The following is a 12,269-nucleotide window of genomic DNA, read 5'->3' on the forward strand; positions in this document are numbered from 1 at the left end:
ATCTATACTCCCACCCTTCTTATTAGTGCTCCAATAGAATTCATGTACTCACAAACTTTTCCATCGAAAACAAGATTATTAATAGCTCTGAGCGTAATAGAAGGGATGTTAAAATAATTGGAATAATAATTATCTAATCCATTAAAATTTCCATTTCCTCCAAGCAAAAGTATCATATTTATTTGGTTACCCGATTCTCTGGTTAAGTAGTATCTAAATACAATTTCAATCCTCTCATTTAGTGTATTTAGGACGTTTTTTATAATATTAATAATAGAATTACTATCTAGATTCCCTTCATCAACTTCATTTATATCATTAATTTTTTCTTTTATTTCTTTCAAATCATTTTCACTATATTCATAAAAGTTTAAAATACTTTGATCTATGTACTTACCACCTATTTCAATTACTCTGCTAACATGAATTGTACCATTTTTTATAATAGAAACCTCAGTATTATCATATCCAATATCGATAGTAGCAAAAGTTACATTCTCAGTTGGATAATCATCATTAATTAATTCGGCATATTGGATTAATTTTCCTATAGAATTAGGCTGATAATCTAAAACCAAAGGGTTTAAATCTAAATCCTTTATCAATTGAAAATGGTTTTCTACTATTTCCTTAGGAATTCCAATTAATAATATTCTAAATTTCTCTATTTCATCTTCATAAACAGAACCTATAAGCTTAAACTGAACAATATAATTCTCTGAATTCATAGGAATGTAATCTGTTATCTGGAATCTTAATATGTTTTCGATTTCTTGTAGTTCTACTTTTGGGATTATTACCTCTCTAGTTATTATAGTTGAACTATTAATAGTTAAATAAACATCCTTGGTTTTGATTTTTTGTTTCTTTAATGCTTCATCTACTACATAATTTATTAAATCCTTGTCCACTATTTGCCCATCATGATAAGCACCATTAGGTGTTGGAATGGAAAAATAATTTTCAATAATTATTCCTTTTTTGGTTTCTTTGCCTATAACTCCTTTTATTTCATAGGAGCCTATATCTAAAGATAAGACCTTTTTTCGAGGGAGAAATTCTTTTAAATTCAATAAGTATCATCTCCTTTTATTTCACTATATTCGATTATAGAACCTTGTAAATCATTATCACTATTAAAATTTAATAATTCCATTGTATATTTAATCCTAAATTCTTCGTCATGGGATTTGTATTCTACTTTAATATCCATGGTAATTAGATTTTTATTTAATTTAAAACATGATTCTTCAACGTTGATTACTATATCATCTATATTTAAATTTATCCTTTCATTATTTGCTTTTTTTATCTTTATTCCACTATCCTTAATATAAATATAATTTTTATTATTCTCAAACTCTTTTTCGTCGTATATGGAAATTCTATCTGCAAACCTTAATTCTTCTTCAACTATTCTTATAGCTTCATTTAAATTAGTTTGTGTAGTATATTTAGTAGCACTTCTAAAAAAAGTATCATAGTTAAAATGAAAAAAGGTAAACATAAAGGAAATCATGATTCCTAAAATAGCCACTGTTATTAATAATTCTACTAAAGTCAATCCTCTATTTTCAAGTAGTTTATTTTTCATTTTCATCTTCCTCAATAGGTGTATAGGTTGAAAGTTCAACCTTTCCCTTTCCATTATCATAGAAAAGAATAACTTTTATTTTTTGCATTTTTAAATCTGTATTATTAGAATTTTCAGTTGGCTTTATATCAATATCTTGTTCTTCAATAAGACAATGGATTATTTTGTTGTTATATTTGTGGAAATTATTATCATTGGTAAATATTTCATAATTATCTTTGTAATCTTTGCTATTTAAAACCTGCTGAACAATAGTATCATAATCTTGATCATTTTCCTTTTGAGTATTTACAACTTCTGAGTGTATTTCATCTAAAATACTTTTTGCTTCTATTACAGCTTTTATCTTTTTCCAGAATAATTGATATTTAAATTAGTCCGTGTAAAAAGAGAAAAAAAAGAAACTACTATAATCCCCAATATTGCTAAGGTTATTAATACTTCTAATAAAGTTAATCCTTTACTATTAATAGTGACCACCTTCTTGATTATTTTGACCAATGGATGATAGGATTACTGAAATCAGGTTTATTATTGTTTTTATTTATTACTATGATATCTCTTAGTTCAGGAAAGTTATCATTAACTTCCTTTGGAATCCAACTACTTCCACCATCTTTTGAAAATAATACTCCTTCATCACTATAAGCAATAATATAGTTTTTATAAGAGGAGACCATGTTGAAGCTATTACCCTCTATATTATAATTAATTTTATTCCACTTAATGCCATTATCTGCATCGTCTTCTGAAACATATATTATATTCTCTCCAACAGCAACAAACTTGTCTCCTGTCCATATTATATCCTTTAATTTTCCATTGATAGACTCGTCAATAAAGATTTTCCAATTTATGCTGTCCTTTGAAGATAATATTAATGGATTGTTTCTATTTTCTCCTACAATAATGAAGTGTCCTTTATCTTGTTTGTTTTTTCTACCAAAAATTATTCCATTAAATTCATAGTTTTCATCTATTGTTTTCTCTTCCCAATGATTATTATTGTGTTCAGCATCTTTTATAAAATATGTTATTTGTCCTTGCTTTTTATTGGATATGCCAACTAAGATACTATTGCCTTGAGCTAATTTTGCTATATCGAAGGAATTATTTGATGGTTCAAAATCATTCCAATTATTATCCCACTCATAACCATTTTTACTTAAATAAAATAAATGACCACTTCCGCTGCCATTTCCTTCTTTTATGTTAGTTGCATAAAACCTATTTTCTTCTTCAGACCAAACAACATAACTTAATCCCTTCCCTTTAGTATCAGAAATACCACTAAGGATTTCCCAATTTATGCCATCGCTGGATATTAAAGATTGAACATGTTCATTCTTATCTATAGATCCTACCAATAATAACTTATCTGTACCGTTCCAAGCAAATGCATTAGGTATAGGGATTTTTTCTTCATTATTTCTATCCCCATAAATAGGATTAAAATTTTCAAAATTTTTATCAATATTATAAATAACTCCGCCATTATCAACTCCTAGTATCACTGTACCTACAGAACTAAAGTCAAAATTTAACCTTGCTTGAATACTACTCCTACTTTCAAAACCTTTGCCTTCATTAACCACTCCCGTGGAGTTTATTATAATCATCCTATTATTATTCTCCCATTCTAAGGTTATTACCGCTTTTCCCTCATTTGGAAACTCTATTTCAAAATTCTTATCACTGTTATCTTCCATATCCTTTATTATCTGTTCAATATTACTTATAGTTAAATCAGCTCCTGCTTTAGCTAAATAATAGGCTTGGCTATTATCTCTTAAAAATCGGGCTTGTCTGCCAGCAGAATAGCTTAATCTATAAATGCCAACAGATAGTATGGATAGTACAACAATAAAAAGCAATAAGGATATTAATATACTCCCCTTTTGATTATTCATAAACTCACCTCAGTAAGAAACTAGCTATATACCAATCTATAATTCTATTTCCCCAAAACAAAGTAATTGTAAAGGCTAATGTAATAAAGGGTCCAAAGGGAATAGGGTCCTTTCTTCCCTTAATTTTAAATCCCAATAAAAATATGGATATTATTCCTCCAATTAAAAAAGATAAAAAGATATTTAGAAAAATTTTAGGAACTCCTAATATAAAACCTAAAACCCCTATAAGTTTAACATCTCCTCCACCCATACCACCTTTGGATACAATAAGTATAATTAAAAATATTAGTCCACTTATAGTTAAACCCATTAGGCCATTGAAAAGGTTAAGAGGAATACCATAAAGTAAAAGATTTAATAATTTATAAATAATACTACCTAACAAAATTAATATAACTAATATATTGGGTATTATTTGATAGTCTAAATCAATAAAGGTAATTATTATTAATAGGCTAAATAAAAAAGCATAGAATATGAAATCTAAATTAAATCCAAGTATAAAATAAAGTGTAATAAAAATAATTCCATCTAGTAATTCAACAATAGGATACCTAGGGGAGATATTCTCCCCACAGTATCTGCATTTTCCACCTTGGAATAAAAAACTAAGTACTGGTACTAAATCATACCATTTTAATGGAGTGCTACAACCTGGACAATGGGAACTAGGAAAAACTATGCTTTCTCCCTTTGGTATTCTATATATGCATACGTTTAGAAAAGAACCTATGATTATGCCTAGTAAGAATATTAGTATTACCATTGGTAGCCTCCTTTAGTTGCTAGTATTGGTTTAATGTTTTGGGACAGTGAGAACCGTCCCTGGTGTCCCATCCCTGGTGTCCCAGTTAGCTTGGGTCTTGTTCTGAATTATCGCTTGTTGGTATCGTAACAGGTTCTACCGTAATATCACCATTTGTATAAATAGTTACTTGATATGGTCCTGTTATGGCTGTTCCATCGTTGTCTTCTAATCCTTTTGGTACCTCAGGCCAGTCTTGAAGATAACCTTTCCAAGTTTCATCTTTTCCTTCACCTTCTTCTCCAGTCCATACTACATTATTATCACTAGGCACATCGTTATCAGCTATGTACATATTTGCTGCACTTATTAAAGTTCTCACATTAGCATTATGGGCTGTTATTGCTGCTCTTTTTCTGGAAGCTCCTAGTCTTGGCACGGCTATTCCAGCTAGTATTCCTAGTATAGCTATTACTACTACTAACTCTACCAGTGTAAATCCTTTGTTGTTCTTTTTAATCCTTTTTAAAATCCATTGAAACATCTTATCTCCCCCTTATATAAAAGTTAAATATTAAAAAAGGCTGCATAAAGGTAAAGTTGAAATAATTTATGCAGCTGAACTGTCATGATTACTAAATAGTGATTTTAGACTCTGGCTTTGCGTCGCCATCTTTCGATGGGTTTGCTTTGGATATTTTATTGTATATATTATATCAGTTTTATTAGATATTTGTTGTATTTTAAGATATTTTAGTTAAGATTTACTAAGAATATTATATATATAAATTTGACTTAATTAACACTATATTTCTATGGTATTTACCATATCAAACATAGGCATTGCCATAGCTATTACGATAAAACCTATGATTATAGCCATAAATACTATTAAAATAGGTTCTAATAATGTGGTCATCTTCTGTAAAGAAGCTTCGACTTCTTCATCATAGAAGTCGGCAGTTTTATATAATATTTCATCTAAGGCTCCCGATTCTTCTCCTATTTTTATCATAGAATCTACCATGGGCGGAAATAGATTTATATCTTTTATGGTAATGGACATAGTGATACCTTTTCTAATTTCTTCCTTAGTCTTGTCCAATTTATTAGCAACTACTTTATTCCCCACTACTTTGCTAACTACATTTAAGGCTTGCAAAAGAGGTATACCGCTGGAAAGTAAAGTGGACAAGGTTCTTGTAAACCTTGAAGTGATAATTTTTATATTCATCTTCTTTATCCCAGGAATTTTAATCTTCAAATTATCATAAAATATTCTTCCCCCATCTGTTTTACCAAAAGAAATAATTCCTATTATTAGTATAGAAACTATTCCAATAAACAAATACCAATATTGCGTTAACCAATTACTTATAGCTAAAAGAGCCCTTGTAGGTGCAGGAAGTATAGAACCACTGGATTCAAACATTCCTATAAAAGTTGGCATAACTACCGTTAACAAAAATACAACAACTGCTATAGCCAATATACTCAGTACTATAGGATACACCAAGGCATTTTTTACTTTGTTTTCAATATTATTTTCCTTCTCAAAGTGGATAGCCATTCTCTCCATGAGTACATCTAAATTGCCACTAACTTCACCTGCTTCTACCATATTTATCAGTAAATCTGGGAATACCTTTTTATGCTTAGCCATCCCTTCAGAGAGGGTCATACCTTTTTGCACATCTTGGGAAACTACGTAAATGGCTTTTTTCAAGGTTTTATTTTCTGTTTGTTTTTCCAAAATATCTAAGCAGTTAATAATGCTTATACCAGCATTTATCATAGTATAGAATTGTCTGCAAAATACAGCTATATCCTTTTTTGTAACCTTTTTTGAAAATAAATCTTTTTTAATATCTGTTCCTTTATCTTCTTCAATAGACATAGGATAGTAATTATTGTTCTTTAACATTACCAGCACGTCTGATTCTGATGGAGCTTCATGGTATCCTTCTTGTATTTGTCCAGATTCAGAAACCGCTTTATATTTATATAACGCCATTAAATCACCACCTTATAGGACGTACCTTCGTATAATATGCAAGTTTATAGCTTGATTTAATATAGTATCTTTAGATATTATTCCATTATTATATAGTTCAAGTAAAGAGCTATCCATAGTTTGCATACCTTGTTTGCCTCCTGTTTGTATAGAGGTATCTATTTGATGTATCTTTTCTTCCCTTATTAAATTCCTTATTGCTGGTGTGGCAACCATTATTTCAAAGGCTGCTACCCTTCCATTACCATTGGATTTTGGTAATAGTTGTTGTGAAATAATAGCTTGAATTACTGAAGAAAACTGAACTCTAACTTGCTGTTGTTGATGAGGTGGGAAAACATCTATTATTCTATCTATGGTCTTTGCAGCTCCTACAGTATGTAATGTAGATAGTACTAAATGTCCAGTTTCAGCAGCTGTAAGAGCTATACTCATAGTATCTAAATCTCTCATCTCTCCAACTAATATTACATCTGGATCTTGTCGTAATGCTGCTCTAAGGGCATTAGAAAAGCTATTGGTATCAGAGCCAATTTCTCTTTGGTTTACTATGCTCTTATTGTGCTTGTGTAAATATTCTATAGGGTCTTCTAAGGTAAGTATATGACAGTTCTTCTCTTCATTTATTAAATTAACCATTGACGCTAAAGTAGTAGATTTACCACTACCAGTTGGACCAGTTACTAAAATTAGTCCTCTTGGAAGCATAGCTAACTCCTTAACTATATTAGGCAATCCTAATTTATCCATAGTTGGAATTCTTAAAGGTATTATTCTTATAGCCATCCCATAGCTGCCTCTTTGTTTGTATGCATTTATACGAAATCGGCCAATACCAGAACTTGAATAGGATGTATCTAGTTCTCCATTTTGTTCTAACTCTTCTAATTCTCTCATATCTAATACTTGTTGAACTAATGCTTTTGTATTTTCAGGATATAAAATATTCTCTCCAAAATAGACTAAAGATCCATCTATTCTAAAAACTGGTGGTATTCCTACAGTAATATGGATATCAGAAGCTTTATAATCTACCCCATGTTTAACTAAATCGATTAAATCCATTATACTCCTCCTAACCTAAAGTATAACCAGCTTTCAAACTCTCTTCCAATGTAGTTATTCCTTGTAAAGCTAATTCAATAGAATTGTTTAACAAAGTTGTCATCCCCGAATTTATTGCACTAGCCCGTAACTTATCAATGCTGGCTTCCTCATTGACAAGTTTTCTCATTTCCTCATCTACAACCATAACTTCATGGACTGCTCTTCTTCCAATGTAGCCATTATTACACCTGTTACATCCTTTTGATTTATAAAGGATTATAGAGTCTTCACCATCTACTCCCAATAATGATTTTTCAGAATAATTGGCTTCATAAGGAGTTTTACAATTAGGACATAATTCTTTAATTAGTCTCTGTGAAACAACACCTATTATAGCTGATGAAACCAAATAAGGTTCTATACCCATATCTATTAACCTTACAATAGAAGAAGGACTATCATTGGTATGGAGGGTAGACAAGACTAAATGTCCAGTTATAGCTGCTCGTATGGCTATTTTTGCAGTTTCAGAATCCCGAATCTCCCCTACCATTATTACATCTGGATCCTGCCTTAATATAGACCTTAATCCATTAGCAAAAGTTAATCCAGCCTTTGGGTTAATTTGAACTTGGTTAATTCCTTCTAGTTTATATTCTACTGGATCTTCTATAGTAATAATATTTTTTTCAACTCTATTTAACTCTTTAAGAACCGCATATAAGGTTGTAGTTTTTCCACTACCCGTTGGTCCTGTAACTAATATCATTCCATAAGGTTGTCTTAATATTTTATCAAATAATATTAAATTTTCCTCTTTGAATCCTAGTTGAGATTTTGTAAACATAAAATTACTTCTGTCTAATAATCTTAATACCATCTTTTCTCCATATACAGTTGGAATTGATGATATACGCATATCTATTTCTTTGCCATTAATCTTTGTTTCAACTCTACCATCTTGTGGAATTCTCTTTTCTGCAATATCCATTTTGCCAATTATCTTAATCCTTGTAATTAATGCAGAAAGGCTATTCTTTGATAATTTCATTATTTCATGTAAATCTCCATCTATTCTAAATCTGATTCTAATATCTTCATCCCAGGGTTCAATATGTATATCGCTAGCTCTCATTTCTACAGCTTGTTCCACAATAGAATTTATTAATTTAACTACTGGTGCTGTACTTACATCTAATAATTCTTCATCATCTAAATCTCCTACATCTCTGTATTCATAAGATTTGATGAATTCTTCTAAAACCTTTTCTGCAGTTTCTTTCCTATAAAACCTATCTATATTATTTCTAACACTTTCTATATCAGAAATAACCGGTTGTATCTCATAGCTGGTATAGAGCTTCATATCATCTATGGCAAAAATATTTAATGGATCTGCCATAGCTACTATAAGTAAATTTCCTTTTACATCTATTGCTATTAAATCATATCTTCTTGCAATATTTTCCGGAATTTGAAGTACCACTTCAGGGTTTATAATAAATTTTTCTAAATTCACATGAGGAATTCCCAGTTGAAATTCTAAAACCTCAATAATATCATTATTGGAAACATATCCATCTTCAACAAGAATCTCACCAATTTTTTTATCAGTGGATTTTTGTTTTATCAATGCTTTTTCTAATTGCTCTTTAGTTATTTTGCCAGAATAAAGTAAAAGCTCACCTAATTTCAAATTTGAAGTTTTCATTTTTTCACCTATTCATTTTAATATTATTCAGTATATTATTCAACATAAGATTGCAAAATCCTTTTTATTTCTCTATAATTGTTTAAAAAGTTATGGTCTTTCCTTTCTAGCCAAATCTCTTGACTACATAAAGCTTGATTTATGAGCATAGAAATACCATTTATAGTATAATATCCTTTCTTTTCAGCTAGTTCCATTAACTTTGTTTTCGTAGGTTTATAAATAATATCATAAACAATTAAATCATTAGAAAATCCATCCATATCAATGGGACTTTCATCTGCATTTGGATACATACCTACTGAAGTACAGTTAATAACCATATTAATTTTTTCTTTTGATATGTGTTCCAACTCTAAACTATCTAATTCAACTATTACATTCGGAAATTGGTTACTAATTCTTGCTGCTAATTTTTCAGCTTTAGATAAGGTTCTGTTACCAATAATAATATGTTTTGCACTGTTCATAGATAAAGAAGTAGAAATGGCATTTGCTGCACCGCCTGCACCTAAAATCAGTATGATTTTATCTTTTACATCTATTCTTTCTAATTCTAAAGATTTTATAAATCCTATGCCATCTGTATTATATCCTATCAATTTACCATTTTTATTTTTTACAGTATTTACAGCACCTAAAATTTTTGCCTCTCTGGAAATAGCGTCTAAATGTTTCATAATATTAATTTTGTGTGGTAAAGTCACATTAAAACCTTTTATATTTAAAATTTTAAATGAATCGACAATATTTGCCAAATCCTTTTCTTTTATGTCAAATATTAAATAAATATTATCTTCTCCAATAATTCTATAATAATTATTGTTAATTATTGGAGATAAAGATTTTGAAACTGGACTTCCAATTAAGCAGTAAAGATCTTTATTCCATGTTGTATCCATTGTTTTTCCTCCTTATTATTACTCTATATATTATAACAGATATAAATTTTATTAATATAATATCAATTATGATAACATCTGTTATGATATTTTTGTTCCTTCTTTATACATATAATTTAAAAATTAGCCTAAATAAAAAAACTTAAAAAAGCAAAAATAGATGTAGGAGGTGAAAATTTTGAAAAAAAATAAAATTTTATTTTTAGCTTTAGTTCTTGCTTTAGTCATGACTACCATTGGTTGTACAGTAAATCGACCTGGAACTCAGACTAGAATTGGTCAAAGAACTCCTAACAATAATTTAGGCTTAAGAAGAAACAATAATTTGGTAGGCATTGACAGGAGAAACAACAATTTAGTAGGAATCGATAGAAGAAATATGGATAATATAACCGATATGAACAGAACCACTCCTAATAATCTAGGAATGAATAACCTATCAACTAGAGCAAATGCAATCGCACGAAGGGTTGCGAATTTGAATGAAGTAAATAGGTGTTCAGTATTGCTAAGTGGCAACACTGCAATAGTAGGAATTGACATGAAAAATAATTTACAAGGAAAAATGACAACAGCTTTAAAACAAAAAATTGAAACTACTGTTAAAAATGTAGATAACAATATTACAAATGTAAGCATAACTGCTAATCCTGACCTATTCACAAGAATTTCTAATATGGCAAGGGATATTAGGGATGGAAGACCAATATCTGGATTTGCAAGAGAGTTTCAAGAAATATTAAGAAGGATTACTCCAGTAAGATAAATCCGGAATCTCCGGATTTATCTTACATATTTTAATAAAATAATACAAGGGTGAATAAAATGAAAAAGAAAAAAATCTTTTTATCAATTTTATTTTTTTATATTTTAATAATCATTTTAGTTGAATATACTTTTAACCCTCTAATTAGCACCTTAAGTAATAATTATGGGAAGATAGTTAATCATGGTCCTAAAGAAGAAAAAGTAATAGCATTAACATTTGATGATGGTCCACATCCTATATATACTGATGAAATTTTAGATGTACTAAAAGAATATGATGTAAAAGCAACTTTTTTCGTTTTGGGAAAATTTGCTGAATTGTATCCAGATATTATCAAAAGGCAGTCTAGAGAAGGACACGAAATAGGGAACCATACTTACTCTCATGTAGACCCTAAAAAAGTTAGTAAAGAAAAACTATTAGATGAATATGAGAGGACCCAGAATATAGTTACTAATTTGACTAATAAAGAACCAAAATTGTTTAGACCACCCTATGGCTCTTTTAACAGTAATACCTTAGATGTTATGGAAATGAATGATACTATTATAGTATTGTGGTCAGCCTATCAGGACTCCAAGGATTGGAGCAATCCAAAAGTAGAAAAAATCATCAATACTACTCTCTCAAATGTAAAAAATGGAGATATAATATTATTTCATGATTATGTCTATTATGACAAAAGTAACACAATAGAAGCATTAAAAAAGATTTTGCCAGAATTAAAAAATAGAGGTTATAATTTTTTAACAATATCAGAATTGATAGATTTAGAAACAAAATCTAATGAATAAAATATTAAATCCAGTGGATTACTGGATTTTAACCATTTAGGGCTTTATTTAACTTCTCTATAGCACGTTTTTCAATTCTAGACACATAAGATCTGGAAATCCCCATCATAGCTGCAATTTCTCTTTGGGTCTTACAACCTCCATCGATTAAACCATATCTTAGTTCCACAATTTGCTTTTCTCTATCTTTTAATACTCTATTTATAGCTTGATACAATTTTTTAGTTTGGAGTTTTAGATGTACTTCATCTAATATATCATCTGTATCAGTTCCTAATATATCTAGCAAGGATATTTCATTGCCTTCTTTATCTATTCCTATAGGCTCTTGTAATGATATTTCTCCTTTTGATTTCCTATTAGCTCTTATTGTCATTAATATTTCATTTTCTATACATCTTGCTGCATAAGTGGCTAATCTGGTGCCTTTGTTTTTATCAAATGTAGATATTGCTTTAATTAAACCAATTGTACCTATAGAAATTAAATCATCGATATCCTTTCCTGTATTATTATATTTTTTTACTATATGGGCCACCAATCTTAGATTTCTTTCTACAAGAATATTTCGTGCTTTTTCATCTCCTTGTGCATATTGTTTTAAATAAATGGCTTCTTCCTCTATACTAAGAGGTCTTGGAAATGAATTAGTACTTGATACATATCCAGATAATATTAAAAAGGGTCTTATAACCCCTCCAAAAGAAAAAATTGATTGAAAAATCATAAAAGCACCTCCACTCTCCCCATACTAAAGTATATGTATGAAGGATTGTACTG

General features: G+C 29.5%; 13 protein-coding genes and 1 riboswitch. Of the genes, 2 read left to right on the forward strand and 11 right to left on the reverse strand.

The window, feature by feature from the left end:
• Positions 1-2 precede the first annotated feature (2 nt).
• From pilM to aroE, 10 genes are all read right to left on the reverse strand, one after another.
• The gene (pilM, locus tag C3E90_RS07025; RefSeq protein WP_236914955.1) at positions 3-1,073 is read right to left on the reverse strand and encodes a pilus assembly protein PilM; all 1,071 of its coding nucleotides are present in this window, start codon (positions 1,071-1,073) and stop codon (positions 3-5) included.
• Positions 1,070-1,594 carry a PilW family protein gene (locus C3E90_RS07030; RefSeq protein WP_236914956.1) on the reverse strand — a complete coding sequence of 175 codons (525 nt, stop codon included), beginning with the start codon at positions 1,592-1,594 and terminating at the stop codon, positions 1,070-1,072. The genes pilM and C3E90_RS07030 overlap by 4 nt, the downstream gene beginning before the upstream one ends.
• Before the next feature lie 342 nt (positions 1,595-1,936).
• Entirely contained in the window at positions 1,937-2,074 is a 138-nt protein-coding gene (locus C3E90_RS13600; protein WP_442870569.1) for a type IV pilus modification PilV family protein, read from the reverse strand.
• Positions 2,075-2,082: 8 nt separating this feature from the next.
• Entirely contained in the window at positions 2,083-3,504 is a 1,422-nt protein-coding gene (locus tag C3E90_RS07035; RefSeq protein ID WP_236914957.1) for a hypothetical protein, read from the reverse strand.
• Between the two features lie 4 nt (positions 3,505-3,508).
• Positions 3,509-4,273: a prepilin peptidase gene (locus C3E90_RS07040; RefSeq protein ID WP_236914958.1), complete on the reverse strand. Its 765-nt coding sequence runs from the start codon at positions 4,271-4,273 to the stop codon at positions 3,509-3,511.
• 85 nt (positions 4,274-4,358) lie between these two features.
• Complete coding sequence (locus tag C3E90_RS13270) at positions 4,359-4,796, reverse strand: type II secretion system protein (protein WP_272879085.1); 438 nt, start codon at positions 4,794-4,796, stop codon at positions 4,359-4,361.
• A gap of 66 nt (positions 4,797-4,862) precedes the next feature.
• Positions 4,863-4,952: riboswitch (cyclic di-GMP riboswitch) on the reverse strand.
• A 105-nt stretch (positions 4,953-5,057) separates the two neighbouring features.
• Positions 5,058-6,266: a type II secretion system F family protein gene (locus C3E90_RS07050; protein ID WP_236914959.1), complete on the reverse strand. Its 1,209-nt coding sequence runs from the start codon at positions 6,264-6,266 to the stop codon at positions 5,058-5,060.
• 12 nt (positions 6,267-6,278) lie between these two features.
• The gene (locus tag C3E90_RS07055; protein WP_336513018.1) at positions 6,279-7,334 is read right to left on the reverse strand and encodes a type IV pilus twitching motility protein PilT; all 1,056 of its coding nucleotides are present in this window, start codon (positions 7,332-7,334) and stop codon (positions 6,279-6,281) included.
• A gap of 7 nt (positions 7,335-7,341) precedes the next feature.
• Positions 7,342-9,024 (reverse strand): GspE/PulE family protein, encoded by a 1,683-nt coding sequence (locus C3E90_RS07060; RefSeq protein WP_236914961.1) that lies wholly within the window; start codon positions 9,022-9,024, stop codon positions 7,342-7,344.
• Positions 9,025-9,059: 35 nt separating this feature from the next.
• Entirely contained in the window at positions 9,060-9,926 is an 867-nt protein-coding gene (aroE, locus tag C3E90_RS07065) for a shikimate dehydrogenase (RefSeq protein ID WP_236914962.1), read from the reverse strand.
• A gap of 178 nt (positions 9,927-10,104) precedes the next feature.
• On the opposite strand from aroE, the gene C3E90_RS07070 reads away from it, so the two are divergent.
• Both C3E90_RS07070 and C3E90_RS07075 read left to right on the forward strand, forming a co-directional pair.
• Entirely contained in the window at positions 10,105-10,692 is a 588-nt protein-coding gene (locus C3E90_RS07070) for a YhcN/YlaJ family sporulation lipoprotein (protein WP_236914963.1), read from the forward strand.
• Positions 10,693-10,751: 59 nt separating this feature from the next.
• The gene (locus C3E90_RS07075; RefSeq protein WP_236914964.1) at positions 10,752-11,489 is read left to right on the forward strand and encodes a polysaccharide deacetylase family protein; all 738 of its coding nucleotides are present in this window, start codon (positions 10,752-10,754) and stop codon (positions 11,487-11,489) included.
• A gap of 28 nt (positions 11,490-11,517) precedes the next feature.
• Here C3E90_RS07075 and sigK read toward each other — a convergent pair whose 3' ends face one another.
• Positions 11,518-12,216 carry an RNA polymerase sporulation sigma factor SigK gene (gene sigK / locus C3E90_RS07080; RefSeq protein ID WP_236914965.1) on the reverse strand — a complete coding sequence of 233 codons (699 nt, stop codon included), beginning with the start codon at positions 12,214-12,216 and terminating at the stop codon, positions 11,518-11,520.
• Between the last annotated feature and the right edge of the window lie 53 nt (positions 12,217-12,269).

The organism is Clostridium sp. Cult2, from assembly GCF_021655075.1.
In the GTDB taxonomy this organism is placed as follows: domain Bacteria; phylum Bacillota; class Clostridia; order Tissierellales; family Tepidimicrobiaceae; genus Schnuerera.

Excerpts from the sequence above, each read along its gene's own strand:
- C3E90_RS07030 (WP_236914956.1), bottom strand. The coding sequence starts at position 1,594 with ATGAAAAATAAACTACTTGAAAATAGAGGATTGACTTTAGTAGAATTA.
- C3E90_RS07035 (WP_236914957.1), bottom strand. The coding sequence starts at position 3,504 with ATGAATAATCAAAAGGGGAGTATATTAATATCCTTATTGCTTTTTATT.
- C3E90_RS07040 (WP_236914958.1), bottom strand. The coding sequence starts at position 4,273 with ATGGTAATACTAATATTCTTACTAGGCATAATCATAGGTTCTTTTCTA.
- C3E90_RS13270 (WP_272879085.1), bottom strand. The coding sequence starts at position 4,796 with ATGTTTCAATGGATTTTAAAAAGGATTAAAAAGAACAACAAAGGATTT.
- C3E90_RS07050 (WP_236914959.1), bottom strand. The coding sequence starts at position 6,266 with ATGGCGTTATATAAATATAAAGCGGTTTCTGAATCTGGACAAATACAA.
- C3E90_RS07060 (WP_236914961.1), bottom strand. The coding sequence starts at position 9,024 with ATGAAAACTTCAAATTTGAAATTAGGTGAGCTTTTACTTTATTCTGGC.
- aroE (WP_236914962.1), bottom strand. The coding sequence starts at position 9,926 with ATGGATACAACATGGAATAAAGATCTTTACTGCTTAATTGGAAGTCCA.
- C3E90_RS07075 (WP_236914964.1), top strand. The coding sequence starts at position 10,752 with ATGAAAAAGAAAAAAATCTTTTTATCAATTTTATTTTTTTATATTTTA.
- sigK (WP_236914965.1), bottom strand. The coding sequence starts at position 12,216 with ATGATTTTTCAATCAATTTTTTCTTTTGGAGGGGTTATAAGACCCTTT.